At 67.1% G+C, this 25,718-nt stretch carries 22 protein-coding genes; 9 read left to right on the top strand and 13 right to left on the bottom strand.

What is annotated here, in order from left to right; all coding sequences use genetic code 11:
- Positions 1-151: 151 nt before the first annotated feature.
- From HLH35_RS13525 to HLH35_RS13575, 11 genes are all read right to left on the bottom strand, one after another.
- Entirely contained in the window at positions 152-2,680 is a 2,529-nt protein-coding gene (locus HLH35_RS13525; RefSeq protein WP_182979642.1) for a TonB-dependent receptor plug domain-containing protein, read from the bottom strand.
- A gap of 73 nt (positions 2,681-2,753) precedes the next feature.
- Entirely contained in the window at positions 2,754-4,025 is a 1,272-nt protein-coding gene (locus HLH35_RS13530) for an ArgE/DapE family deacylase (RefSeq protein ID WP_182979643.1), read from the bottom strand.
- Positions 4,026-4,182: 157 nt separating this feature from the next.
- Positions 4,183-4,905: an amino acid ABC transporter ATP-binding protein gene (locus tag HLH35_RS13535; RefSeq protein WP_182979644.1), complete on the bottom strand. Its 723-nt coding sequence runs from the start codon at positions 4,903-4,905 to the stop codon at positions 4,183-4,185.
- Entirely contained in the window at positions 4,902-7,787 is a 2,886-nt protein-coding gene (locus HLH35_RS13540) for an FAD-dependent oxidoreductase (protein WP_182979645.1), read from the bottom strand. The genes HLH35_RS13535 and HLH35_RS13540 overlap by 4 nt, the downstream gene beginning before the upstream one ends.
- Positions 7,787-8,521, bottom strand: a complete 735-nt coding sequence (locus HLH35_RS13545; RefSeq protein WP_182979646.1) for an amino acid ABC transporter permease — start codon at positions 8,519-8,521, stop codon at positions 7,787-7,789. The genes HLH35_RS13540 and HLH35_RS13545 overlap by 1 nt, the downstream gene beginning before the upstream one ends.
- Positions 8,522-8,538: 17 nt before the next feature.
- The gene (locus HLH35_RS13550; RefSeq protein WP_182979647.1) at positions 8,539-9,384 is read right to left on the bottom strand and encodes a transporter substrate-binding domain-containing protein; all 846 of its coding nucleotides are present in this window, start codon (positions 9,382-9,384) and stop codon (positions 8,539-8,541) included.
- Positions 9,381-10,268 (bottom strand): dihydrodipicolinate synthase family protein, encoded by an 888-nt coding sequence (locus HLH35_RS13555; RefSeq protein ID WP_338029352.1) that lies wholly within the window; start codon positions 10,266-10,268, stop codon positions 9,381-9,383. Before HLH35_RS13555 ends, HLH35_RS13550 begins: the two co-directional genes overlap by 4 nt.
- A gap of 34 nt (positions 10,269-10,302) precedes the next feature.
- Positions 10,303-11,025 carry an amino acid ABC transporter ATP-binding protein gene (locus tag HLH35_RS13560; RefSeq protein WP_182979649.1) on the bottom strand — a complete coding sequence of 241 codons (723 nt, stop codon included), beginning with the start codon at positions 11,023-11,025 and terminating at the stop codon, positions 10,303-10,305.
- Positions 11,012-11,665 (bottom strand): amino acid ABC transporter permease, encoded by a 654-nt coding sequence (locus HLH35_RS13565; protein WP_182979650.1) that lies wholly within the window; start codon positions 11,663-11,665, stop codon positions 11,012-11,014. Before HLH35_RS13565 ends, HLH35_RS13560 begins: the two co-directional genes overlap by 14 nt.
- Entirely contained in the window at positions 11,662-12,321 is a 660-nt protein-coding gene (locus tag HLH35_RS13570) for an amino acid ABC transporter permease (RefSeq protein ID WP_182979651.1), read from the bottom strand. The genes HLH35_RS13565 and HLH35_RS13570 overlap by 4 nt, the downstream gene beginning before the upstream one ends.
- On the bottom strand, positions 12,318-13,106 hold the full coding sequence (locus HLH35_RS13575; protein WP_338029353.1) for a transporter substrate-binding domain-containing protein: 789 nt from the start codon (positions 13,104-13,106) through the stop codon (positions 12,318-12,320). The genes HLH35_RS13570 and HLH35_RS13575 overlap by 4 nt, the downstream gene beginning before the upstream one ends.
- 253 nt (positions 13,107-13,359) lie before the next feature.
- Between HLH35_RS13575 and HLH35_RS13580 the strand changes: the two genes are divergently transcribed.
- The 8 genes from HLH35_RS13580 to HLH35_RS13615 all read left to right on the top strand — a co-directional run bounded on the left by HLH35_RS13580 (position 13,360) and on the right by HLH35_RS13615 (position 21,635).
- Positions 13,360-13,641 (top strand): 2Fe-2S iron-sulfur cluster-binding protein, encoded by a 282-nt coding sequence (locus tag HLH35_RS13580; RefSeq protein ID WP_182979653.1) that lies wholly within the window; start codon positions 13,360-13,362, stop codon positions 13,639-13,641.
- Positions 13,628-15,052: an FAD/NAD(P)-dependent oxidoreductase gene (locus HLH35_RS13585; RefSeq protein ID WP_182979654.1), complete on the top strand. Its 1,425-nt coding sequence runs from the start codon at positions 13,628-13,630 to the stop codon at positions 15,050-15,052. The genes HLH35_RS13580 and HLH35_RS13585 overlap by 14 nt, the downstream gene beginning before the upstream one ends.
- Entirely contained in the window at positions 15,049-16,200 is a 1,152-nt protein-coding gene (locus HLH35_RS13590; RefSeq protein WP_182979655.1) for an NAD(P)/FAD-dependent oxidoreductase, read from the top strand. Before HLH35_RS13585 ends, HLH35_RS13590 begins: the two co-directional genes overlap by 4 nt.
- Positions 16,197-17,144 carry a dihydrodipicolinate synthase family protein gene (locus HLH35_RS13595; protein WP_182979656.1) on the top strand — a complete coding sequence of 316 codons (948 nt, stop codon included), beginning with the start codon at positions 16,197-16,199 and terminating at the stop codon, positions 17,142-17,144. The genes HLH35_RS13590 and HLH35_RS13595 overlap by 4 nt, the downstream gene beginning before the upstream one ends.
- 4 nt (positions 17,145-17,148) lie before the next feature.
- The gene (locus tag HLH35_RS13600; RefSeq protein ID WP_182979657.1) at positions 17,149-17,790 is read left to right on the top strand and encodes a GntR family transcriptional regulator; all 642 of its coding nucleotides are present in this window, start codon (positions 17,149-17,151) and stop codon (positions 17,788-17,790) included.
- 37 nt (positions 17,791-17,827) lie between these two features.
- Complete coding sequence (hydA, locus tag HLH35_RS13605; protein ID WP_182979658.1) at positions 17,828-19,213, top strand: dihydropyrimidinase; 1,386 nt, start codon at positions 17,828-17,830, stop codon at positions 19,211-19,213.
- Positions 19,214-19,314: 101 nt separating this feature from the next.
- Complete coding sequence (locus tag HLH35_RS13610) at positions 19,315-20,607, top strand: cation:dicarboxylate symporter family transporter (protein WP_246385092.1); 1,293 nt, start codon at positions 19,315-19,317, stop codon at positions 20,605-20,607.
- Positions 20,604-21,635 (top strand): Ldh family oxidoreductase, encoded by a 1,032-nt coding sequence (locus HLH35_RS13615; protein ID WP_182979659.1) that lies wholly within the window; start codon positions 20,604-20,606, stop codon positions 21,633-21,635. The genes HLH35_RS13610 and HLH35_RS13615 overlap by 4 nt, the downstream gene beginning before the upstream one ends.
- Positions 21,636-21,660: 25 nt before the next feature.
- Here HLH35_RS13615 and hemA read toward each other — a convergent pair whose 3' ends face one another.
- A complete protein-coding gene (gene hemA / locus HLH35_RS13620) occupies positions 21,661-22,920 on the bottom strand; it encodes a 5-aminolevulinate synthase (protein ID WP_338029354.1) in 1,260 nt (419 codons plus the stop codon).
- A gap of 114 nt (positions 22,921-23,034) precedes the next feature.
- Positions 23,035-23,499, bottom strand: a complete 465-nt coding sequence (locus HLH35_RS13625; protein ID WP_182979660.1) for a hypothetical protein — start codon at positions 23,497-23,499, stop codon at positions 23,035-23,037.
- Between the two features lie 176 nt (positions 23,500-23,675).
- Here HLH35_RS13625 and HLH35_RS13630 point away from each other — a divergent pair, with 176 nt between their 5' ends.
- A complete protein-coding gene (locus HLH35_RS13630; protein ID WP_182979661.1) occupies positions 23,676-25,685 on the top strand; it encodes a transketolase-like TK C-terminal-containing protein in 2,010 nt (669 codons plus the stop codon).
- The last annotated feature ends 33 nt before the right edge of the window (positions 25,686-25,718 follow it).

Here is a 25,718-nt window from a genome sequence, read left to right on the forward strand (position 1 = left end):
TCATCTCCGGGTCGAACTGACCCAGCATGTCCGCCGACATCGCCCGCAGCACGCGCGGATGCACGTTCACCGGGCCAGGCCCCATCAACAGCCGGTGCGGCGGGTCGATCTCTGCAAACATACTATCATTCCTCGTTATTTCGGCAGGTCTTCAGAGTGTGAAATTTACCCGCCCATAATAATATCCACCCGTCATCGGAACCTGGGACGAGAACGTATCATACGGGTTCCCGCCCAGCTGATTCAGCTCGCCCGGCAGCTTGCGTGGGCGGACGTTGAAAATATTGTTGGCACCGACTGCGATATGCCACCGCGGGCTGACACGGTAACCGATCTCCAGGTCGGTCAACCAACGGGGCGTATTCTTGAACTGCGCGAAACAGACACTCGACTGTTCCAACTGCCCACCGCCCGGACATGTGGCGGCCGAAGGCGTCCAGTCCTGATATGTCATCATGCCCGTCGTTTCGCCGTACCGGGTCTGGCGCAGATTGATATCCCACGCCCCCATGGTCCAGTAGGCATTCAGGATGATCTTGCTGCGCGGGAAACCCGTTGTCAGATAACCGATATTCTGCGCATTCAGCAGCGGCGAACCGGTGCTGGACAGACCGTTATGCGTCAGCCGGGTACGGTTCAGGTCCAGCGCCATCGACAGGGCAAGATTGCCGTACTGATGCATGTGCACCATGTAATCCGCCTTGATGTCCAGACCTTGCGTCCGAGTGCTGGCGCCATTCGTGAAATAATAGGTCTGAACCGCATTTTCCGACTGCTGCGTCAAGGCCGGCAGCGAGACTCCCATTTGTTCCAGCGCAGCGACAGCCGCCGGACCAGTAACGTTGCCACCCTGTACCACACGGTCCCGAATGTTGATCTGGTAGACGTCCGCCTCGACATGAAAGCCATCGACCGGTTCCAGAACGATACCACCGCTTGCACTCGTGGACCGTTCCGGCTTCAGGGGCGAAGCGCCCGTCGCCGCTGCCTCCGGCGACGAGACAGGCAGCAGCCCCAGAACGGAAGTCGGCCCGACATTGATCGCACTGTAATGCTGTTCGGCCATCGTGGGCGCACGAAAACCGTTGCTGATGGTCGCCCGCACCCCGACCCGGCGGGTGAAGTCGTAGCGCGTCGAAACCTTGCCGTTTTCGGTGTTGCCGACATCGGTATAATGTTCGAAACGTCCGGCGAAATCGAGATCCCATTTCGACGTGGGATGGAAATCGCCGTCCAAGTATGCCGCCCAGATATCGCGATTCCACTTCCCGGCATCCTGCGGCGTCAGCCCCGCCAGCGCAGACGTACCGCCATATTCATAAGATGCCGGTTCGCCCGCGACCACGGTGTACTGCTCCAGCCGGTGTTCGCCGCCAAATGCCAGCGTCATCGGCACGGCGTTGGCAATTCTGAAATTCCTTCGGAAATCCAGATTGTTCGTCCATTGCGCGAGCCGGAAATTCTCGTTGCGGACGGTCGTCGGCGTATAGCCCGTCGCGGCATACATATTAGGATTGGTGGTGTGCTTCGTGCTGATCTTGTCCAGGTCTTCCCCCCAGGTCGTACTCAGATCCCAATCGAAGCCGAACAGTCTCTTCCCTTTCAGACCCAGCGTGGCGGCATAGTCGTTCTCGTCGATCGTCTCCAACGGCGAATAGCCATTGGGAAACAGCGCCGGATTGCTGGCGCTGGTGCCGGAGGGCAGACGATAATTCTCATACGCTTCGGCATGACGGTGCCCGTACGTGACCTGTCCATAGAATTGGACATCATCCGTAATCGGCTTGCCGAAATCGATTCCGAGATTCTCGCGCGTCTCCTCCGGCGTGCTCATGATCTTGTTGGAATCACCAGGAACCTTCAAGGAGCCTGTATACAGTTCGTCCTGCACGCCGGTTGGTGTGTAGCCGGCCAGGCGATGATCAAGCGTCTTCGTTACGAAATGGTCGGTATGATAGACTTGGGCGGCAATATGCATATAGCCGTCCTGGCCCAGCTTGAACCCGCCGTCGGCATTGACCTGATACTGCCAGCCATCGCCATTATAGGCGTTCGCACCGGTCTGGGAACTGATGTCGAGACCATGATCCTGCTTCTTGGTGATGATATTCACCACGCCGGCGATCGCGTCGGACCCATACATCGCAGCGGCGCCGTCTTCCAATACCTCGATATGGTCGATCATGTTGGACGGAATCATGTTGAGATCGACCGGCGTCGAACCGAAATTCGGTCCCGCGTCGGCATTGATGTTGGCAGTCGTGTGGCGGCGCTTGCCATCGACCAGAACCAGGACCTCATTGGGGTTCAGCCCCCGCATGCGGATGGAGGCCGTCAGGGCTCCCGCATCGTTGCCCATCGTACTGACATTGATCGACGGATAGGTTCTGGTCAGGGCGTCCGACAGGTTCAGCATGCCCGAACGACGCAGCGTCGCAGCGGAAAGAACTGTGACGGGGCTCGTACTTTGGCGCGCATGGCGGTTGCTCGCATGCGTACCGGTCACGATCACGCTTTCTTCGCTGGCGGCCACATGGCGGGGGGCGGCCTTGGCCTTCTTCACATGCGCGGAACTTTTCGAATCCTGGGCACTCCCGTCTGCAGTCGCCGCGACGGCTCCCCCGTTCCAGAGACCAAAGGACAGAATCGTGGAATAAAGCGCAAGCTTCCTGATGTTCATGTCGACTCCATCGGTCCATTCCGTTCCGGAGGACCTGCGTTGCAGGCAAAAGGATGTTTTCAGATCGTTTTCGTTATGATTTGGTGCAGGGATGCCCCAGCAGCCGCCACAGGGCGATCGCCACCACTTTCGTCGCCCGGCGCATGTCTTCCAGCACCACATGTTCGTCCGCCCGGTGGCCATTCGCGTCCTGAAGGCGACGTGGCCCCGCCCCATACAGAACGGTCGGGCATCCGGCATTGCTGTAAAGGCGGGCGTCCGTGAACAGGGCCATGCCCTCTGCCGGAATCCGCTCGCCGATCACGGTCTCGGCCGCGTCCTGTAGCGCCGCGACCAGCGGTGCCTGCCGGCTTTCGGGCACCAGCGGAAGCGCCAGAAGATGACGGCGCACGGCGCAGGTCACGCCTTCTACCGTCGCGGCCCGGACGACGATGTCGCGCAGTTCGCGCTCCACCTCATCCGGATCCTCATGCGGCAGGATTCGCCGCTCCATTCGGAATGTCGCCTGTTCCGGCACGACATTCGCGGCCACGCCGCCGCCGACGGTGCCGATGACGAGCGTCGGCGCGCCGATACCGGGAATGGCAGACGACCGGGAGGCCAGCTCGTCCCGATGGGCATACAGCGCCGCCATTACGCCACACGCCGCCTGAATGGCGTCGCAGCCGGTATCGGGCCAGGCGGAATGCGCCGCCTTTCCCACGAATGTCACGTCAAGCTGCAGGCTTCCCTTATGCGCGATCATCACCCCGTAGGTGAAACCGGCGCTGATGACATAATCGGGACGCGTCAGCCCCTCTTCCAGCAACCGGCCCGGCCCCGCGCTGCCCCCCGTTTCCTCGTCGTAGGTGAAATGCAACTCCACCTGCCCCTGTAAGCCTTCGGCATGGGCGTTCAGGGCCCGCAGGGCAAAGGCGAAGGTTGCAAAATCGGATTTCGAAACCGCTGCCCCCCGCCCATACAGGCGCCCGCCTTCGATCACCCCGGCATAGGGATCGTGCGTCCATCCACCTCCCGGCGGCACCACATCGCCATGGGCGTTCAAGGCGACGACCGGGCCGTCCCCGTTTCCGAAGCGCTGCCGTATGATCAGGTTCGTGGCGCTGCGCAGGCCGCTCCGCGCCAGGACGTCCGCCGGCACCACGTCCCGCTCCACCACGAACCCCAGCGCCTCCAGGCGCTCGGCGGCAAAGCGGCCGTGCGGCGCGCAATCTCCCGGCGGATTGTCCGACGGCACGCGTACCAGTTCGCGCAGAAACGCGACCTGCAACGTGTCGAAATCACGGTCGACGGTGCATTCGATCCCGTCGCTCGGAATTTTCTCATCACTCAGGATCTCAGACATCGGCCGCCTTTCGCTCGGATACGCATCACGGTCTTCGTTCTATATGCGATTTGTATACCAATCGAATTCAATCGTAAAGCGGAACAATGGCCATTCGTTTTTTTGTGAATCTTCTGTTTGCGGCAGCCCTGCCGGAAAGCGCCCGGCAAGCGCCGGTTCAGCAAGCGCTGCTCAGGAACGCCTGCGCGCGCGGGCTGCACCGGCCGGCGAAGAAATCCCGCGACGAACAATCGTCGACGATCTCGCCCCGGTCCACGAACAGGATTCGGTCCGCGACCTGGCGGGCAAATCCCATTTCATGGGTCACGCACATCATGGTCATGCCCTCGCGCGCCAGTTCACCCATCACGGCCAGGACCTCGCCGACCATCTCGGGGTCGAGCGCCGAAGTCGGTTCGTCGAACAGCATGATCGAAGGACGCATCGCCAGCGCCCGCGCGATCGCCACGCGCTGCTGCTGTCCGCCGGACAGGGCGATCGGATATTTCATGGCATGCTGTGCCAACCCCACGCGTTCCAGCAGGCGCATGCTCTCCTCGCGCACCGACTGGGCAGGACGTTTCTGCACCAGACGCGGGGACAGCATGACATTGTCCAGAATCGTCAGGTGGGAAAAAAGCTCGAAGCTCTGGAACACCATGCCGGCCTTCGCGCGCAGGGCCTGCAGGCTGACATCCGACGACCGGACGGCCATGCCGTCGACCACGATCTGGCCGCCCTCGAAAGGTTCGAGCGCGTTGACACACTTGATCAGAGTCGATTTCCCCGACCCCGACGGCCCACAGATCACGACCACCTCGCCCCGCCGGATGGTCGCCGAACAGCCATTGAGGACGCGAAACCCACCATAGGATTTCGTCACATTGTCCAGAACGATCATGCGCAGCCTCCATGAAAGCGCCGGGGGGAAAAGATATCGAGGTCCGCGCGCCGCCCGGTGCCCAGCACCATGTCGGCGACGCTACGCCCCATGGCCGGCGCCAGCGTGACGCCATTGGCCGTGACGGCATTGTAGAATCCGGGCACGTCCGGGCTTTCGCCCAGGATCGGCGCCCCGTCGATATCGATGTTCATGGCCGCCCAGCTCCGTACCACGTGCACGCTGCCCAGCGCCGGCACCAGCTTTCGCGCGACCCACAGATTGCCTTCCAGACTGTCCCGCAACGGGCGCGGATGGCCATGCACGGCATCCAGCCCGGCGCTCCATCCTCCGCCGATCAGCAGCGTGCCGTTGGCCGCCTGCTTAAGCGTCAGGTGACGGCTGGCATGGGCCAGCAACGAACCGACCAGCGGGGCCACCGGTTCGGTCACCACCATCTGAAGCGGCGCACCGAAGACCGGCAGGCGCCGGCCGACCAGGCCCGCGACCTCACCGGCATACGCACCGGCCGCGTTCACCACCGCACCCGCCGACCAGGCCCGACCGTCCTGCGCGACGATGCGGAATCCGTTCGTCTCGCGCGTGATCGCCGCGACGGGGGACAGCGGCCGGATGGTGACGCCCACGTCCTTGGCGCGCGCCATCACCGCTAGCGTGGCCGCCATCGGATTGATCTTGCCTTCCTCGGAACAATAGGCGCCCCCCGGAAACCCCGCCCCCAGCGCCGGCTCGATCGCACGCAATTCCTGGCTGTCCACCATGCACGAGGCCACACCCAGCGACTGCTCGACGGCCACTTTCGCCCGCAGGCGCGCCATGTCGGCCTCGCTTTCGGCAACGGCCAGGCCGCCACACACCTTGATTTCCAGGTCCCGGTCGAAGAACGGCACCATGGATTGCCACATCCCGATCGATTCCCGCTGCAAGGCCAGCGTCCGCGCCGGCAGCGACGGACCATCCGCCCCGGCGCTGTCGTCGAAGGCCATGAGCTGGGCATGAAGGCTGCCGGCATTGCCGCCCGACGCCAGGGCACCGGGGCGTCCGCGTTCCAGCACCACGACCCGACGCCCGGCCTGCGCCAAGAACAGCGCGGTGAACAGGCCCACGATCCCGGCCCCGATCACCACCACATCCGTCACCTGCACGTTGCCCGATACCGGGGCCGAGACGCCGCCTTTCGGCAGGGCGGAGGGAATCTCCACCCGCCGGTGCCCGCGCCATTCGGGCTTTTCCACCGCCAGGGCGGCCAGCGGGATCGGGCGCAGCGGCATCTGCGGCGCGGCGAAATCCATCTCGCCGGTCGGGGCGGGCAGCATCGCGGCCAGCGCCGGCTGGCAGAACCGCCCCTGGCACCGCCCCATGCCCGATCGGGTCGCCCGCTTGAGCGTTGCGATATCCTGCACCTCGTCGCGCGCGCATTGCGCGCGGATACCGGCTGCCGACAGGCCCTCGCAACGGCACAGGATGGTATCGTCCGCCGGCACCGGCAGATCCGCGACAGGGGCATACAGCCGCCACAGCAGGTCCTGGAAACGCTCTGCGTGCCGGAAACGCCGCCGCGCCGCACGACTCTCCGCCGCCGGTCCCGTCTTCCCGAACAGGGACAGAAGGCGCCCGGCACACAGCGCGCCCTGCGCCTGCGCCAGGGCCGCGCCCCCGAACCGTCCGGCCTCACCGATGATCGAGACATCGGCCTGGTCGGTCGTCCCCTCCGCCAGCCGCCCCGCCTCGGGATGCGGCACCGGCCAGCCGGAGACGGAATGGGCGCAGCCAAGCAGGCGGGCCAGTTCGTTGGCAGGAACGAACCCATCTCCCAGGCAGACGGCATCCGCCTCCAGACGGCACTCACGCCCGTCCGGTTCCGCGACGATCGCTACCTGCGCCCGCCCCGCCCCCTCGATACGGACCAGGCGGCTTCCCCAAAGCACGGGTACGCGGGCGGCCCGCAGCCGGGACAGGTGCCGCCCGCCGGCCGCAGCCAGCAGGGGGGAGGCAACGCTCAGGCGCGCGGCCAGCGCGGGGCGCGTCCAGGGGGGCGCCGCCGCCTCGACCAGCGCCACGACCGATGCCCCCCGCCCGATCAGCTCGGCGGCCAGTTGCAGGTTCAGCGGCCCGTTCCCCGCGATCACGATCCTGCCCGGCAGGGGGGTATCATAGGCCCGCAGCATGGTCTGCGCCGCGCCGGTGGTCATCACGCCGGGCAAGGTCCAGCCGGGGCGCGGGCGCGGCATCTCCTGCGCCCCGGTCGCAATCACGACATGGCGCGGCACGATGTAGCCGGCCCGCCCGCGCCGCAGGATACCGACACGCAGTTCCGTCCCTTCGCGAAAAGCCCCCCAGACCAGCGTGTCGGTCCAGATCCGCGCGCCGCTGTCCTTCAGCGCCGCGACGGCCTTGCCACCCTGCCGCGCCTGCCCGTCGGGCGCCCGCCCGCTGACCGCGTCCTGCTTGAAATATTGCCCGCCGGGCCCGTGCCGTTCGTCCACCACCAGCACGTCCAGCCCGCCGGCCGCCATCAGGCGGCCCGCCACGATCCCCGCCGGCCCAGCTCCGACGACCAGCACGTCGCATCGTTCCACGCCGATCGCATCGGGCACGGCGCCCAGCGGCACGGCCTCCCCCGCATCCGGCAGGCTCCTGGCATGCCGGACCTCCATACCCGCGCACACCGTGGTCATGCAGCCGCGCTGGGACAACCGCCCGTCGATTTCCAGAAGACATTCGTGACAGGCGCCGATTCCGCACAATGGCCCGCGCCGCGTGCCATCGCGGACCGTGCGATGGGCGAGGACGCCATGCATCAGCAACGCCGCCGTCACGCTCTGCCCCGGCCGGGCCGCCAGGTCCTGCCCTTCGAAACGAAAGGCGATCCCGCCTTCCATCACCGTGCGTCCCTGCTTGCGGCGGCCAGGTCCGGCGGCAGGCCGGCGCCCCCAGCCGACGACAGACGGCGATACGGCCGTTCGGCACGGCGTTCGATACGGCGCTGCAGGAAATCCCACGCCGTCGTCATGAAGAGGTAATACAGGGCCGCGACCGAGAAGAGTTCCAACACCATGAACTGGTCCTGCACCAGGATCTGGCTGCGCTGCATCAGCTCTTCCATGGAAATGACCGACGTCACGCTAGTCGTCTTCAGCAAGCCATTCACCGAATTGCCCAGCGGCGGGATGATCAGGCGAAAGGCCTGCGGAAAGGCGATGCGGCTGGAAATCTGCCACTCATCCATGCCCAGGGCGCGCGCGGCCGCGATCTGGCCAGGCGGCACGGCGTTCAGCCCGGCCCGGATGATTTCGGCCAGGTAGGCGGCTTCGTTGAGGCTGAGGCCGATCACCGCGCAGGCCGTCACGCTCAGGCGGATATCCAGCTTCGGCAGGCCCGCATAGATCACGACGAGTTGCACCAGCAGCGGCGTGCCGCGAAACAGCCAGACATAGAACCGCGCCGGCACCGACAGCGCGCGATGGCGCGACCGCTTCATGACCGCCAGCGCCAGCCCCAGCAGACAGCCGAACACCATCGCCGCGAAGGTCATCCACAACGTGACCAGCGCGCCACGAAAGATGTAAGGGCTCGTAAGGTAAGTAAAGAAACCGTGCCAGTTCCAGACCTGCATGTCGGATGCCCTGTCGTTCAGTAGCGGTTTGAAAGGCGGCCAGGACCCGACGCCTCGATCCTGCCGGAAATCGCGGAAACGCCATACGGCGCCATGATCCGTTCGAGCGTACCATCGGCCCGCATCGCGCTCAGGGCGCCGGCGACCCGGTCCGCCAGCGCGGCGTCACGCAACGCCAGCGCCACCGGCGTGGGATAGAGGCCATGCAGGTCCCGCCGGACACCGCCCTGCGCCACCCCCCGCTGCGCCACGGCATCGATCGAGAAGACGGCGAACACCTGGTGCGCACGCAGCGCCGCGAAGGCGATGCCCACATTCTGGAACGTCTTGATATCCAGCCCCGGTTTTCCCGCCTCCCGCAGGACGCGGTCGATCTCGCGGGCATGGCGTTCCTCGATTCCGCCCATCTCGACGCCCAGCGACCGGCCCGCCAGGTCGTCGACGCCGCGCACGACCATGGGCGCGTCATCCGCCACGCTCAGGCTGATGGCCTGGATCTCGTACGGCACCATTTCCATCAGCGTCGCCCGCTGGGGGGTGTAGAACATGCCGGTGTCGATCACGTCCCATCGCTTTTCCAGCAACCCCAACGTCAGTTGCGCAAAGGAGGTGGAAAGAAAGGCGGGCTCCAGGCAGAGCCTGCGCGCGACTTCCCGCCCCAGCACGATCCGCATGCCCGACAGATCTCCGTCCACGCTCATATATTGCAGCGGCGGAAGGGTCGGGTTCGTCGCCATCGTCAAATGCCCCGGCGCGACAAGTCCGGGCACCACGGGGCACGGTGCCGCGCGGCAGGGGGCGATCGCCACCAGCAGCGACGCCGCCATCCAGACCTGGACACGGACCTGCCGCGTCGCCTTCATGCCGCGACGAAACGCAGTTCGAGATCGCGCACGATCTCGAACGCCTGCGCATCCTGCGCCGCCGGCAGCGGCAGGCGCGGCGGACGCGGCCCCCCCACGTCGAATCCCATATGCCTCAGCAGCGCCTTCGATCCCGCCACATACCCGCCGCCGCCCACGAAGCGGATCAGCGGCACATGCCGCCGATAGATCTCGCGCGCCGCGCCGATATCGCGGAACCCGTCGCACAGGGCGAAGATCTGGCTCATGGCATGGGGCGCGACGTTCGACGCCACGGCGACCCACCCGACAGCGCCTTCGAGAAAGCTTTCGAATCCCATGATGCCGCCGAACACGCTCATCCGGTCGCCGCACAGGCGGATGATGTCCCGCACGCGCGTGACATCCATCGTCGATTCCTTGATCAGGCGACAATTGTCGATGGTGCCCAGCCGCGCCACCAGTTCGGGCAGCAGGTCGACATTGGCGGTCGCGGGATTGTTGTAGAGCATGATCGGCAGGCCGATCGCATCCGAAACACGGCGATAATGGACGAACAGTTCATCCTCGGTCGGCGTCGAATAGAATGGCGGAATGATCATCACGCCGTCCGCCCCCAGCGATTCGGCCTCCCGGCTGTAGCGGATGACATCATCCGTGTTCTCGGCACCCGTTCCGATGAAAACCGGAACCCGCCCGGCAGCCTGTCCGATCACCGTCTCGGCGACCAGCGTGCGTTCATCGTCCGTCAGCGACAGGAATTCGCCCGTCGAGCCCAGGGGGATCAGCCCGCGAATGCCCTGCGCGATCTGCCAGTCGGTAAAACGCCGCAGCGCCGGCACGTCGATGCGACCCTGCCCGTCGAAGGGCGTGATCATGACGGTGTAGGTTCCTCGAAATTCCACGATATTTCCTTTCCTGCCCAGCCAGGGCGACATCCTAGCGATGGGCGTTCATGAAGGCCGCGATCGACGGCTCGGCCGCGGCCCGCGCCCCGGCACCGACGGCGCGGACCCGCCCGTCTTCCAGCAGAACGATGCGATCGGACAGGGCGGCGACGGATTCCATGCCGTGCGAAACCTGGATGATCGTCATCCCCGCCCTCGCCAGATCCCGCAGCAGCGCCGTCACCTCGGACACCAGGCGGGGATCGAGGGCCGATGTCGGCTCGTCCAGCAGCAGCAGGTCCGGCTGGGTCATCAGCGCGCGCGCTATCGCCACGCGCTGCTTCTGCCCGCCGGACAGGCGCGATGGCCGGATTTCGGCCTTGTCCGCCAGGCCCAGCATGCGCAACCGGTGCCGCGCCGCCTCCTCCACCTCGGCGCGGGGACGCCCGGCGACGACGGTCGGCGCCAGCGTCAGGTTGCGCAGGACCGACATATGGTCGAACAGCCCGAACTGCTGGAAGACGATCGCCGCGCGGGCGCGCAATGCACGGGGGGCGGACGCGGCGGTCATGTCGATCGCGACGCCATCCAGCGTCAGGGACCCGCTGACGACGGGCTGCAGCCCGATCAGCGTCCGCAGCAACGTGCTCTTCCCCGAGCCGGACGGACCGATCAGGCTGACGATCTCCCCCCGCCCGACCTGCAGGCCGACGTCGCGCAGGATCTCGTGCGTGTCTTGACGAACCGTCACGCCTCGCAGGTCAAGATAGGGCAAGGCGTTTCTCCAGCATGCGGCTGAGGCGGGTCAGCGGGTAGGACAGGGCGAAATACAGGCCGAGCACGGCCAGGAAGACCTGCATCGTCGGCAGCCCGCGATTCGACAGGATGACCCCCGCCTGGTTCAGTTCCAGCACGCCCACCTGTGACGCCAGGGCCGTATCCTTGATGAAGAGCACCAGGTAGCCGACCGTCGGCGGCACGATCACCGGCAGCGCCTGCGGCACGATCACATGGCGCCATCGCGCCAGCAGCGGCAGATTCAGCGTGACGGCGGCCTCGATCTGGTCGGCCGGAACGGAACGGAGCCCTCCATGGACGATCTCCGCGATATATCCCGCCGCGATCAGCCCAATGGCCCAGATCGCGACCGTCACTTCCGAAACGTCCAGCCCCGCCATGCCGGTCAGGAAGAACACGATATAAAGCGTCACGATGAACGGGACACGCCGCACCACCTGCACATATCCCGCAGCCAGAAAGCGCAGGGGCGCGAACAGCCGCCCCCGTGCCATCCGCAGGCACGCCAGCGCGGTGCCGCCGGCCAGCCCGGCCAGCCCGCCCGCGACGGACAGCACCACCGTCATCCACAGGGCACGCGCCAGCAGCGCGGCGTCGTAATGGGAAAAGGCGATCATGCCGCGCCCTCGAACAGCCTGCGCCCCAGGGCGAACAGCCCCGTCAGGGCGATGGACAGCAGCGCATACAGCACCCCGGTCACCAGCATCACCTCCAGAATGCGGAAGGTGGTCGACCCGACATCGTAGGCGCGCCCCGTCAGGTCCTCGACCCCGAAGATGGACGCCATCGAACTGCCCAGGATCATGATCTGGAAATGATTGGCCAGCGCCGGAGCCATCGTCTGTAGCGCATGGGGGAAGATGACGCGCATATAGGCCTGCCGCCGCGTCAGCCCCAGCGACGCCGCCGCGTCGTGATAAAGCGGCGGCACCCGACCCAGCCCCGTCGTCAGGATATCCGCCAGATAGGCCGCTGCGTTCAGTGCCATGCCGATGAAGACCGACGCGAACGGGGACACTATGACCCCCAACAGCGGCAGGCAGTAGAAGATCGCGAAGATCTGCGAAAGCTGCGGCGTATTGGTCATGATCGTGCTGTAGATCGTACCGAACCGCCGCCCCGCCTTCGGCCCCTCGGCGCGCAGGACCGCAAGGCCGCCCGCCAGAAAAAGGCCGGCGCCAAAGGACGCGACGGACAGAAGAACCGTCGTCGCGACGCCGCCCAGCAGGAACGGCAGACGTTGCAGGACCGGCTGGAAATGCAGCGCCGTCATGGACGCCTCTCCACCGGCGCGACCATGGAGACGCCGAACCAGCGGCGATAGGCGGCCTGGATCGTTCCATCCCGCGTCAGGCCGGCCAACATCCCATCGACCGCGCGCAGCAGATCGGTATCGGACCGGGCCACACCTACGCAATCCTCACCGGCGGCGGGCGCGAAGCCGCGCCGGATCGTCCAGCCGGCCTGGGGTTCGGCCGCCAGGAACCGGCCGACATATTCGATGACGTCCACCATGGCGTCGCCTCGCCCCTGGGCCAGGGCGCGCACGGCGTCCGGATAGCTGCCCAGCAGAAGGATCGGTGCCTTCGGCGCGTGCTCCCGCAGGAAAGGCACCGCCGTGGACCCCCGGACCTCGACCATCCGCACCCGTCCGGACGCCAGGTCGTCCAGGCCACCCACCCGGGCCGCCGCCGGGGCGATGATGGCGAATTCCTCGACATAGAGCGGCACCGAGAACGCGATGACGGCCGCGCGTTCAGGCGTGCGGGTCAGCCCGCCCAGCACCACGTCCGCCTTGCCGGCCATCAGATAGGGAATGCGCCCACTCGAGGACACCGGGACGAAACGCGGCACCACCCCCAGCCGCGCCGCCAACGCGGTTCCGACATCCACATCGAATCCTTCGATCACGTTGCGCGAATCATACGCCGCCAGCGGCGGAAGCGCCGGGTTGACGCCGATATTCAGATGGCCGCTGGCGCGGATGTCGGCCAGCGCCCGCGCCTGGACCGCCGGGCCGGCGCAGACCGGCAAGGCCGACAGGACACAGGCGGCCACCCCCCTGCCCACTTTCCGCACACCAGAACGCAACGCACCGAAAGGGCCGCCATGCGCCCTGGAACCCCGAAGCGGAACGCCCCCCGGCCATGGCGTGCGGAAAACGCGCATCGGGCCGCCGGCACTGCGCATTTTCAGACAGGCTCTCAAGATTCAGGCCCCCTCCATATTGGATATTGCGGTCCAGGCATCAGTGTCCTAAAGAATATATACGCTTTGTATACGATTAAAACACCGTTCAAGGAAGAGTTTCTTGCCCGAACCGATTCCGCCGGGGAACGAAAACCGTTCCGTCCCCTTTTCCTTCGAAGGACGCGCCATGCAGGGGCCGGAAGGCGAACCTCTGGCCGCCGTCCTGCGGCGGGCGGGAATCGTGGCCCTGGGCGTTTCCCCGCGCGACGGCACGCCGCGCGGGGCCTTCTGCTTCATGGGCAGTTGCCAGGAATGCCGCGTCCTGATCGACGGCACCCTTGCCTATGCCTGCCGCGCCACGGTGCGGCAGGACATGCAGGTCACATCCTATGTCGCCTCCTGAGCGCGGCGCACTGGTCGTAGTCGGCGGCGGCGTGGCCGGCGCCACCGCGGCCCTGACCATCAGCCGCCACGGCCTGCCCGTCACCCTGGTCGACGAGCAGCCGCAGGCGGGCGGACAGATCTTTCGCGCGCCGACACCCCATGCCCGGCGGCAGGTGCCACCGAACCATGAATTCTCCGACGGCGACCGCCTGCGCGCGCTGCTGGCGGCATCCCGAGTCGAAACCCGCCCCGCCACCCGTGTCTGGGGCGTGTCTCCCCGGATGGAGCTGGATGTCCTGGGACCTGACGGCATCGACCAGCTCCCCGCACGGGCCCTGGTCGTGGCGAACGGCGCGACGGAACGCCTCCTGCCCTTCCCAGGCTGGACCGATCCGCGCGTCATCGGGCTGGCAGGGGCCAGCATCCTCCTGCGCAACGCCGGAACCCTGCCCGGCCGGCGCGTCGTGGTCGCGGGTGCCGGCCCCCTGCTCTTTTCCGTCGCCCATCAGGTGATGGAACCGGGCGGCCATGTCGTCGCGGTGATCGATGCCGGCCGGCGCGGCGACTGGCTCCGGCTGGGGGCCACCCTGATGCGGGACCCGGCACGGCTGCGCATGGCCGCACAATGGATGACGCGCCTGCGCCTGGCCGGCATTCCGATCCATCACCAGACCCACATCGCCGCCGTCCATGCCGCCCCGCACGGCCTGTCCGTCGCGGTCGCGAAAACCGGGCGGCCGGGCGTGGCATACCAGTACGATGATGTGGACGCCGTGGCCTGCGGTCATGGCCTGAAACCCACCACCCTGCTGACCCGCACGCTAGGCGCGCGCCACCGTTTCGACAGCGCGGGCGGCTATTGGGAGCCGGAGACGGATTCGTCCGGCCGCACCAGCCGGGCCGGCCTCTATGCGACCGGGGATGCCGCGGGCATCCGCGGTGCCGCCGTCGCGCGGCTGCGGGGCCTGATCACCGGCCACGCCGTCGCCCTGGACCAGGGGGCCATCACCGCTCGGGATTTCGCACGGCTGACGCGGCGTCCCCGCATGCTGCTGCGCCGGCTGGACCACGTGTCGCGAACCATGCTGCCTCTCCTCAACGCCTCCGCACCGCTGTTCCGCGCCATCCCGGACGACGCCATCGTCTGTCGCTGCGAACGGGTGCGGGCTGCAACACTCCGCGAGACCGCAGCCACGGGCGCGCGCGACCTCAACCAGATCAAGGCCTGGACCCGCTGTGGCATGGGGCCCTGCCAGGGCCGCATGTGCGAGGACGGCGCTCGGGGCGTGCTGGCCGCATCCTGCGACCTGCCGCCCGAAGAGGCCGGCAGCTTCACACCGCGCACGCCCTTCTTCCCCCTGCCCCTCGCGGCGCTGACCGGGACGTTCGCCTATTCGGACATCCCACTCCCGAAGGCCGCCCCGCTATGACCATGAAACCGGCATGGCCCGACGCGCCCGTCGATGTCGCCGTCATCGGCGGCGGCGTCATGGGGGCGACCGCCGCGCTGTTCCTGGCGCGCGGCGGCATGCGCGTCGCCCTTCTCGACCGGCAGGACCTGTTCCGGTCGGCCTCCGGCGTCAATGCCGGCACGCTGACCCTGCATATGACGCGTGCGCAGTTGATCCCCCACGCCATGCGCGGCCGCGAAATGTGGCTGACGAGCAGGGAATGGCTGGGGACGGATGTCGGCGCCCTGGCCACGCCAGGCCTGTCCCTGGCCTTCACGGAAGGCGAGGAAGCATTGCTGCGCGAGCGCGCCAGGGTCCGGCAGCAGGCGGGCGCGCCCATCGAAATCGTCCCGCCCGCCCGCGCGATCGCGATCGAACCCGGCCTCAACCCCTCGATCCGCGCCGCCGCCTATTGCGCACTGGACGGACATATCCCCGCCTACCGCGTCGGCCGGGCCTACGCACGGGCCCTGGCCGGGGCTGGCGTGAGCCTGTTCGAACATTGCGCGGTAACGGCGATCCACCCCTCCGGCAATGGATACGACATAAGCTGCGCGGAACAGGCGCGCCCGCTGGCGGCCCGGCGCGTGGTGCTGGCCGCCGGCGTATGGCTGGAAAAGATGCTGGGCTGGTTCGGCCATACCATTCCCATCCGCTGCCTGATCAACCAGCTCGTGGTGACGGAAACGATGCCCCAGGTCATGGGCAGCGTCGTCAGCATCGCCAACGGCCTTCTGTCGCTCAAGCAGTTCGCGAACGGCAGCGTCCTGATCGGTGGCGGCTGGCAGGGCGAAGGCAATATCCATGACGGCGGCACCCGCGTCATTCCCGAAAACCTGCGCGGCAACGTGCGCCTGGCGCAGCATGTCATCCCGCGCCTGTCCCAGGCGCAGATCCTTCGGGTATGGCTCGGCCTCGAATCCGAAACGCCCGATGCCATGCCCCTGATCGGCGCCCTGACCCCGCGCGACGACGCGTTCGTGATCGGGTGCGCCCATTCCGGCTTCACCAGCGGCCCGTATATGGGCCGCCTGCTGGCGGAACGCATCCTGGGCGGCACCCCGGACCTGAGCGCATTCGACCCCCACCGTTTTTCTCCGTCCAGCACCCCGGAACCCTCGCCATGATCCCTGCTTCCGCCACCCCTTTCCGGGGCGTCTACGCCGCGACGCTGCTTCCCCTGCACGAAGACGGGACGATCGACGTACCCAACCTCGCCCGTCACCTGAGGGACTGCACCTCCAGCGCGGACATCGTGGGCATCCTCTGCAACGGCCATGCCGGCGAGAACCACCTGCTGAACCGCGAGGAAAAACGACTCGTCGTCGAAACCGCCCGCGGCCAGATCGGCGCGGAGAAGATCATCGTCTCGGGGGTACTGTCGGAAGATGTCGAGGATGCCTGCCTGCAGGCCCGGGACGCGGTCGATGCCGGGGCGGACGCCCTTCTGATCTTCCCGTCCTTCTCCTGGGCCGTGTCGCAGGATGCCGAAGCCATCGTCGCGCATCATCGCGCCATCTGCGAGGCGACGGATGCGCCGATCATGCTCTACCAGTCGTCGATCGGCACCGCCGGCATGGCCTATTCCCTTCCGATCCTGGAACGGTTGCTGGCGCTTCCCCGGATCGTGGCGATCAAGGAAGGAAGCTGGGAGACCAACGCCTATGACCGTCATCGCAGGCTGGCGGCGCGCGTCGCCCCCCATGTCGAGGTCATGGCCTCGGGCGACGAGCACCTGCTGGCCTGCTTCGCCATCGGAACCACCGGCAGCCTCGTCAGCCTCGCGGCCATCCTGCCCCGCAGCATCGGCGGGCTGTGGAACGCCATCCAGGCCGGAGACCTGAACACCGCCCGCCGGATCCACGCCACCATCCAGCCCCTGGCGAACCTGATCTACGGCCGCGCCCCGGCCGGCCGCGCCACGCTGCGCCTGAAAGCCTGCCTGGTCATGCAGAAGAAATGGTCGTCCTGCCGCACCAGGAAGGCGTCGGAAGTTCTTTCGCCGGAGGAATGGCGGGAATTGTCACAGGCTCTACAATACCCGCTGGCAATGGAACTGGAACGTGACTGACACCATGACGGTCGACCGCGAACTCAATCTTGCCGAACATGCCTACGGGCAGATTCGGCGCATGATCTTGGAACGGGAACTGCCCGGCGGCATGTCGGTCGTCGAAGGCCGTCTGGCGGACCATCTGGAAATCTCCCGCACCCCGGTCCGCGAAGCCGTGATGCGCCTGGCCGCCGAGGGACTCCTGACCAAGCAGGGGTCGCGGTCGTTCGCCGTCCGCCGCGTCTCGGCGGCAGAATTCTTTCAATGCATGCATATTCGCGAGGTCCTGGAAAGCGAGGCAATCCAGTTGGCCTTCGGCAAAATCGACCGCAGCCGTATTGCCGACTTACGCGAGAGGGTCATCGCACTGGGCCAATCTCCCGAGCAGACCGCCGCTCACTGGCAGCTGGACGACCAGATCCATCTGATGTTCGCTCGGGCGTCGGGCAATATCGTTCTGACCAAGACCATAGACGATCTGCGAACGCTGACGCGGCTGTGTGAGATCACGTATCCGCTCGGGCGCGTGCCCGCTTCGACCATCGAACACCTGGCCATTCTGGACATGCTGCTCGATGGCGACGCCGAAGCCACGAAGACGGCCATGCTGACGCACCTGCGCAACGTCGCGACAGACTGCATGGACATCCTTCGCGGCGGTTAGCCCCTGCCAGACCTTATCCAACGTCAGGAACCTTCCAATGACATTCGACGTGGTCATCCGCAACGGTACCATCGTGACCGCCAGCGACATGTTCACCGCCGATATCGGCATCACCGGAGAAACGATCGACACGATCGGGCACGATTTGACCGGCCACCGCGTCATCGACGCCACCGGCCTGCTGGTCATGCCGGGAGGCATCGATGGCCATTGCCATATCGAGCAGGAAGAGGCGGACGGCACCGTGCATGAAGACGATTTCGCTTCGGCCAGTGCGTCCGCCCTGTTGGGCGGAACGACGAGCGTGGTCTGTTTCGCGTCCCACGTGCCAGGGCGCGACATCGTCGCACAGTTCGAGGATTATCTCCGGCGCGGGCAGCGTTCGCGCGTCGATTTCGCCATTCACCAGATCGTCACCCGCACCGACGCCGACACGATCGAAAAGGGCATTCCCGAAATCGCCCACCGGGGCGCGGCGGGGCTGAAGGTCTTCATGACCTACGACGATTTCCATCTGACGGACGGACAATTCCTGCGCGTTCTCGACGCGGCGAAAGCCAGCGGCCTCGTGGTTTCGGTTCATTGCGAAAATTACGATGCGATCCGCCACATGATAGAAGCCCATCTCGCCGCCGGGCGAACCGACGCCCACGCCCACGCCACCTCACGCCCCTCCTGCCTGGAGCGCGAAGCCACCTATCGCGCCATGACCCTGGCGGAACTCGCCGGCCACGACATCCAGATCTTCCATGTCTCCTGCCCGGACGTCGCGGAGGAAATCGCACGGGCCCGTCATCGTGGGGTCAGAGTCTCCGCGGAAACCTGCCCCCATTATCTCACCCTCACGGAATCCGACCTGAAACGGGATGGATTCGAGGGCGCGAAATATATCTGTAGTCCTCCGCTGCGTACCCAGGCCGACAGGGACGGCATGTGGCCGTATCTGCGCGACGGCGTGATCGGCATCGTCTCGTCCGACCATTGCGGTTACACGTTCGAAGGATCGTCCGGCAAGGCGCGACACGGGCGCGATGCCGATTTCTCCCTGATTCCCAACGGCATGCCCGGTCTGGGAACGCGCCTGCCCGTCCTGTTCGATGCCGGCGTGAACGGCGGCGAGATCGGCCTGACGGATTTCGTCCGCCTGACCGCCACGGCACCGGCCAGGCGATACGGCCTCTACCCCCGCAAGGGCACGATTGCCCCGGGCAGCGACGCGGACCTGGTCCTCTGGGACCCGGCAAGACAGGTCACGATCACCAATGACCTGTTTCAGGGCAATATCGATTATACGCCATACGAAGGGCGTCTCGTCACCGGCTGGCCCACCATCGTGCTTGCACGCGGCAAGATAGCGGTCGAGAATGGTCAGGTATTGCGCGAACCCACGATGGGCCGTTTCATCAGGCCGGAATGCTCATGATGTGACACCATAAAGATGATTCGATATAAAATTCGAACGCTTTTCGATGTGCCAATGAGGGACGTGCCGGCGAGCCCTCAACCAGCAAGGCCCCTCATCGGATGAGCGAGACGACCCTTCCCGCGACACATGCTGGCCGGACCGGACGCCCCGGCATGTTCCTCCAGGTCGTCATCGCCACCCTGCTGGGCCTGGCGCTGGGCGTCTTCGCACCCGACCTCGCAGCGCAGACACGCTGGGCGACCGACCTGTTCCTCCATCTGATCGTGATGGCGGTCGGCCCCCTGCTGTTCTGCATCGTGGTAACGGGGATCGTCGGCGCCGGGTCCTTGCGCACCGTCGGGCGGCTGGGCGCCAAGGCGCTTCTCTATTTCGAGGCGATGACCACGCTGGTCCTCCTCTTCGCCGTCGGCATCGCGCTGCTCCTCCAGCCGGGCCGGGGCATCGTGTTCGCCCCCACGTCCGACGATACCCGCATGATCGCGTCCTACGCCCACAACGCCCATGTGATGCATGAGGGCGGCATCACGGACTTCCTGCTGGCATTGATCCCCCGCACCCCGGCCGATGCCTTCGCGCAGGGCAATGTGCTGCAGATTCTCTTCTTCGCCATCCTGTTCGGCTGCTGCCTCAGCCAGATCGGCGAGACCGGCGCACCGATCGTCCGCCTGATCGACGCGCTGTCCGCCCTGTTCTCGCGCATGATGCGCTTCATCATCGCGCTGGCACCGCTCGGCGTGTTCGGCGCCATGGCCACCACCACCGCACGCTATGGCCTCAACGCGATCGGACATCTAGCCGCCTTCGTTCTCCTGTATTTCGTGGTCATCACCCTGTTCGTCGTCGGCGGGCTGGGGCTCTGCCTGCGCCTGTCGGGGGTCAGCCCGATACGGTTCTTCCGCTATTTCCGCACGGAATTCGCAATCACCTTCGCAACGACCGCCTCGGATGCAGTGCTGCCCAGCGTCATGACCAAGCTGGAACAGATGGGCGTGGACCGTCAGGTGGTAGGGCTGGTGGTACCGGCAGGCTATTCCTTCAACCTCGACGCCCTGTCGATCTATCTGGGCCTCGCCGTCATCTTCCTGGCCCAGGCGACGGGCACGGTCTTGAGCGCGTGGCAGATCCTGATCATGCTGGCGACTGCGTTGGTGACCTCCAAGGGCGCCCATGGCGTACCCGGCATCGCCATTGTCGTGCTGGCCGCCACCTTGTCCGCCATCCCCTCGATCCCCGTCGCCAGCCTGGTCATGCTGCTGGCGGTGGACTGGTTCGTCGGCATCGCACGCGCGGTGGGCAATCTGGCCGGCAACTGCGTGGCGCCGGTCGTGATCGGCGCCTGGGAAGGCAAGCTGGACCGCAAACGCGCGGCCGAGATCCTGGGGCGGCCATGACCGACACCATCCTCGTCGACACCGAAACGCTGGCATCCCGCGTCACGGCCGCATTGCTGACCGCCGGCGCCTCGCCCGACTCCGCCGCCGCGGCTACCGAGGCGCTGATGCATGCCTCACGGACCGGCATCGACAGCCACGGGGTCAGACTGGCCGCACATTACGCCACCATGCTGCGGCATGGACGGCTGAATCGCACACCGCGCCTGACGATCCGGCGCACCGCCCCGGCCACGGCCATGCTGGATGCCGATGACGGGCTGGGCCATTACGGCTGCTACCGTGCGATGGACCTGGCCGTCGAGATCGCAGCCGAAACGGGGGTGGGCGCGGTCGGCATCGTCCGCTCATCGCATTGCGGCGCGGCCGGCGCCTATGCCCTGAAGGCCGCCGAGGCCGGCATGATAGGCATCGTGACCAGCAATTCCGACGCGAATGTCACGCTCTTCGGCGGCAGTCTGCCGTTCCACGGCACCAACCCGATCGCCATAGCCGCCCCCGTCGCCGGACAGGCTCCGTGGCTGCTAGACATCGCGACCTCGTCCATTCCCTTCAATCGCGTTCGGCTCTACCGGTCGCTGAACCGCCCCCTGCCCGCCGGCGTGGCAGCCGACATGCATGGCCATGAGACGACCAGCGCGCATGACGCGCACATGCTGCTGCCGCTGGGCGGCCCGGATTACGGGTTCAAGGGCGCGGCACTGGCCGGAATGGTCACCATCCTGTCGGCCGTTCTGACCGGGGCCGCGACCGATCCCGCCATGATCCCGATGACGGACACGGACGACCGGACGACGGCGCGCAACGTGGGCCAGTTCTGCCTGGCGATCGACCCCGCGCGCTTCGTGGGTCGCGCCGCCTACGACCGGGCGATGGCCGACTATCTGCGCCGACTCCGCGCCGTCCCGCCCACGGATGCCGAACACCCCGTCATGGCGCCGGGCGACCGCGAATGGACGACGGCCCGGCACCGGGCCACTAAAGGCATACCGATCGACCCCGACACACGGCGCTTCCTCGGCCTTTGATCCCGCCCGCGAACGGGCGGCCGGATCAGGCCGCCTCTTCCTCGTGGCGGGCATTGATCCGCAGCAGCGCCGTCAGGGCCGAGACCATCTCGTCCATCATCTCGTCCGTATGGTGCGGCCCCGGCGTCAGGCGCAGCCGCTCGGTCCCGCGCGCAACAGTGGGATAGTTGATCGGCGTGGCATACAGCCCGAAATCCGACAGCAGACGCCGGCTGATCTCGTTGCAGCGATCGGCATCCCCGACCGGGATCGGCACGATATGGCTGGGCGTCGACATGAACGGGATTCCAGCCTTGGTCAGCTTGGCGCGGAACGTCGCCACCCGCTCGAACATCTTCTCGCGCCGCCAGCCCTCGCGCCGCACCATGCGCACACTGGCCAGCGCTGCCGCCACCACCGACGGCGGCAGCGCGGTGGTGAAGATGAAGCCCGACGCGGCACAGCGCAGGTAGTCGATCAGTTCCGCCGACCCGGTGACGTAACCGCCATGGACGCCGAACCCCTTGGCCAGCGTGCCCTCGATGACGTCGACCTGGTCGGCCACCCCGTCACGCTCGGCCACCCCGCCGCCCTGCGGGCCATACAGCCCCACGGCATGCACCTCGTCCAGATAGGTCATGGCGCCATATTTGCGCGCCAGCGCACAGGTGGCGCCGATATCCGAGACGTCGCCATCCATCGAATAGACGCTCTCGAACGCCACCAGCTTGGGCGCGTCCTTGGGCGCCGCCGCCAGCTTGGCCTCCAGATCCGCCAGGTCGTTATGCTCGTAGATCACGCAGGACGAACCCCGCGCGCCCTTGATGCCGGCGATCATCGAGGCATGGTTCTGCCGGTCGGAGAAGCAGATCCAGCCCGGCATGCTGGTCAGGATCGTCTGCAGGCTGGCCTGGTTCGAGACATAGCCGGACACGAACAGCAGCCCGGCCTCCTTGCCATGCAGGTCGGCCATCTCGGCCTCCAGCTCCGCGTGCAGCGGGCTGGTGCCGGCAATGTTGCGGGTGCCGCCGGCACCGGCCCCATGTTCGCGGATCGCGGCAATCGCGGCCTCGGCCACCGCCGGCTCGACCCCCATGCCCAGATAATCGTTGGCCGACCACACCACCACCTCGCGCCCCACGGGCGGCTCGGCGGCAGGCGCGGTCACATGATCATAGACGGGGTACCGATCGGCCTGGCGTGCCAGCGGCGTGAAGCGGCGATATCGTCCCTGCTCGCGGATACCGTCCAGAGATTCCCGGCAAAAACGGTAGAAGGGATGCCGATCCACGTCGATACTGGGCACTCTGTCATTCTCCCGCGACGCCGATGCGGGCCCGCCGGCCCGCACGGCCGTCGCCGTTACGGTCTGTCCACCTACAACGCGGGCCACCGACAGCGCGGGGACCACGATCCTGTTTCATCGCACATACACCCGCACGGCGCCGGTGGTCATCGACGAATCCGACATAGCCGCCATTTCCACCTGTTCGGGCCGCGCGCCGGCGGCGACGATGGCAGCCGCCACCGCCTGGCCATCCGTGGTCACGGCATGCCGCATGGCCAGGGCCTCCTGCTCCGGCGTCGGGCCGGCCGGCACCACGACCCGGACCACGAACAGCACGTTCGGCTTGCGCGCCAGCGCCCGCCTGACGGCGCCTTCCAGCGCCGGCCGCCACGCATTGTCCGGCGTGCCGGCACGGATATCCACCAGCGGCGGCACCGGGCGCGGCGCGGGGGGCGCAGGCGGATAATGCGGCACCGGCGGCCGGCTGGCGCGCGGATCGAAGGTCCGCTGGTCCACCAGGTTGCAGCCGGCCAGCCCGGTCACGCACAGGGCGGACACGGCCATCAGGGTCGAAACGGAACGAATACGATGCAGCATGGCCCGCCACGGTTACAGCATCCACGCCATGGAGCAAGAGTACCGGCCCCGAACAGCCGCTGCTCCCCCCGCCGATCGCATCGCGCTTGCGGAGCATCCGGCACGATCCTATAGCCAACAGCAATAGTTTTGCCGCTGCCGGCACAACCGACCGGCCTTCAGGACGCCCTGCCCCCATGTTCTGCGCGCAGACCGATATCGCCCCCGAGCTGGAGGCGCCCCTCGACCAGGCCCCGCCCTCCGACGCCCTGGCCGAACCGGCAACGCGCGAGACGATCCACGCCCTGCGCGACGCGGTCAGCACCTTCATCGAGGCCCGGCTGGGCAACCCGGCGGACACCGCCCAGGCCGGGGCCATGGCGGTCCCCGCCTGCGTGCTGTGGAACCAGTTCCTGCGCTTCGACCCCGCAAGCCCCGACTGGCCCGACCGCGACCGCTTCGTCGTCTCGTCCACCCGGCACCGGCCGCTGCTGGATGCGCTGATGCGCCTGGCCGGCCAGACTGTGGCGCCCGACAGCGTGGTCGAATATGGCGTCCATCCGGCGGTGGAAATGGCCTTCGGCCCCAGCGGCCAGGGGCTGGGGGCCGCAATCGGCATGGCGTTGGCCGAACGGCAGCTCGCGGCGCGGTTCGGCCGCTCGATCGTCAATCACCGCATATGGGCCCTGTCCTGCGGCACCGAACTGGCCACCGGCGTGGCGATGGAAGCCGCGTCCCTGGCCGCGCGGATGCGGCTGGACCGCGTCACCGTCCTGTTCGAGATCGCCCCGCATGAGGAGGACGAGGCCGAGGACACGCTGGCCCGCTACGCCGCGACCGGATGGATGGTGCGCAAGGTCGCCGCCGACGACCACGACGCCGTGCAGGCCGCGCTGTCGGCGGCGATCCGCTCGCGCAAGCCCTCGGTCCTCGCCTGCTCCATCACGCCCCGATCCGCTCCGCCCCGCCCCGTCGCATCTGCCACCGGGCCGGCGCCCGATCATTCGACGCTGCTATGGGCCCGGGCGGCCCGCCGTGGGGCATCGGCCCGGCGCTCCTGGCTGCGCCGGCTGGTCAAGCACCGGCTCCGCGCGGAATTCGAACGTATCGCGGCACGGCGCCTCCCCTCCTTCTGGCGCGAGGACTGGCTCCGCGCATGGCACACGGCCACACTATCCGCGATCCTGCCCGACCCCGACACGATTCAGGCCGATACAACCCTGGGCTACGGCCGCCAGGGGCTGGACATCCTGCGCGACCTGGTGCCGGAAATGCTCTGCCTGTCCTCCCGTCGCGGGCGCGAGCGGACCGAGGCCATGCCGGCCGACCAGACGCTGCCCGATTGCGGCACCCTGGTCCACGGGCTGGCCGCCCTGCTGAACGGAATCGCGGTGCATGGCGGAATGGTGCCGTGCGGGGCGATCACCTTCGTCGCCATCGACCGCATGCGCCCGGCCCTGCGTTTCGCGGCCATGATGCGCCAGCAGGTGATCTACCTGCTGACCGATGACGGGCTGGCCCTCAGCGAAGACGGCGCGGGCTGGCTGCCGGTGGAACAGCTTGCCAGCCTGCGCGCCATGCCCAACGTCCTGGTCTTCCGCCCCGCCGACCGGCGGGAGACGATGGAATGCTGGGAACTGGCCCTGCGCCGCGCCGACGGCCCCAGCCTGATCACCCTGTCGCCGATGGCGACCGACGCCAACGCCCCGCCCGACCTCCGCCAGCGCCGCCCGCGCGACGGCAGCGCGCGCGGTGGTTATGTGATGGAAGACGCCCGCGGCCCGCGCCAGGTCACGCTGATCGCCACCGGCAGCGAGATGGTCATCGCCCGGCAGGCCCAGCACCTGCTGGTGCGCGACGGCATCAGCGCCGCCCTGGTGTCGCTGCCCTGCTGGGAGCTGTTCGCCCGGCAGGACGCCGCCTATCGCGCGCAGGTGCTGGGGGATGCGCCGCGCATCGGCATCGAAGCCGCCTCGGGTTTCGGCTGGGACCGGTGGCTCGGCCCGGATGGCGCCTTCATCGGCATGGAGGATTTCGGCGAAGCCGCACCGTCGAGCGAACTGTATCGCCGCCTGGGCATTACAGCCGAACGCATACACGAAACGGCGATCCGCCTTGTCAACGAGACGGGACGTGACTTTCAATCGCCTTCCGGGCAGAAAGCGGATGGCCCTCGCGCACGATCCGTTGCCGGAGGCACCACGTAGCCCCGGTCGATCTTTCGACCGAGAGGCTGATAT

This window comes from Gluconacetobacter asukensis, assembly GCF_014174375.1.
Classification (GTDB): domain Bacteria; phylum Pseudomonadota; class Alphaproteobacteria; order Acetobacterales; family Acetobacteraceae; genus Gluconacetobacter; species Gluconacetobacter asukensis.

Coding starts and splice junctions, on each gene's coding strand:
- HLH35_RS13525 (WP_182979642.1), bottom strand. CDS start 2,680: ATGAACATCAGGAAGCTTGCGCTTTATTCCACGATTCTGTCCTTTGGT.
- HLH35_RS13530 (WP_182979643.1), bottom strand. CDS start 4,025: ATGTCTGAGATCCTGAGTGATGAGAAAATTCCGAGCGACGGGATCGAA.
- HLH35_RS13535 (WP_182979644.1), bottom strand. CDS start 4,905: ATGATCGTTCTGGACAATGTGACGAAATCCTATGGTGGGTTTCGCGTC.
- HLH35_RS13540 (WP_182979645.1), bottom strand. CDS start 7,787: ATGGAAGGCGGGATCGCCTTTCGTTTCGAAGGGCAGGACCTGGCGGCC.
- HLH35_RS13545 (WP_182979646.1), bottom strand. CDS start 8,521: ATGCAGGTCTGGAACTGGCACGGTTTCTTTACTTACCTTACGAGCCCT.
- HLH35_RS13550 (WP_182979647.1), bottom strand. CDS start 9,384: ATGAAGGCGACGCGGCAGGTCCGTGTCCAGGTCTGGATGGCGGCGTCG.
- HLH35_RS13565 (WP_182979650.1), bottom strand. CDS start 11,665: ATGATCGCCTTTTCCCATTACGACGCCGCGCTGCTGGCGCGTGCCCTG.
- HLH35_RS13570 (WP_182979651.1), bottom strand. CDS start 12,321: ATGACGGCGCTGCATTTCCAGCCGGTCCTGCAACGTCTGCCGTTCCTG.
- HLH35_RS13585 (WP_182979654.1), top strand. CDS start 13,628: ATGTCGCCTCCTGAGCGCGGCGCACTGGTCGTAGTCGGCGGCGGCGTG.
- HLH35_RS13590 (WP_182979655.1), top strand. CDS start 15,049: ATGACCATGAAACCGGCATGGCCCGACGCGCCCGTCGATGTCGCCGTC.
- HLH35_RS13595 (WP_182979656.1), top strand. CDS start 16,197: ATGATCCCTGCTTCCGCCACCCCTTTCCGGGGCGTCTACGCCGCGACG.
- HLH35_RS13600 (WP_182979657.1), top strand. CDS start 17,149: ATGACGGTCGACCGCGAACTCAATCTTGCCGAACATGCCTACGGGCAG.
- hydA (WP_182979658.1), top strand. CDS start 17,828: ATGACATTCGACGTGGTCATCCGCAACGGTACCATCGTGACCGCCAGC.
- HLH35_RS13610 (WP_246385092.1), top strand. CDS start 19,315: ATGAGCGAGACGACCCTTCCCGCGACACATGCTGGCCGGACCGGACGC.
- HLH35_RS13615 (WP_182979659.1), top strand. CDS start 20,604: ATGACCGACACCATCCTCGTCGACACCGAAACGCTGGCATCCCGCGTC.
- HLH35_RS13625 (WP_182979660.1), bottom strand. CDS start 23,499: ATGCTGCATCGTATTCGTTCCGTTTCGACCCTGATGGCCGTGTCCGCC.
- HLH35_RS13630 (WP_182979661.1), top strand. CDS start 23,676: ATGTTCTGCGCGCAGACCGATATCGCCCCCGAGCTGGAGGCGCCCCTC.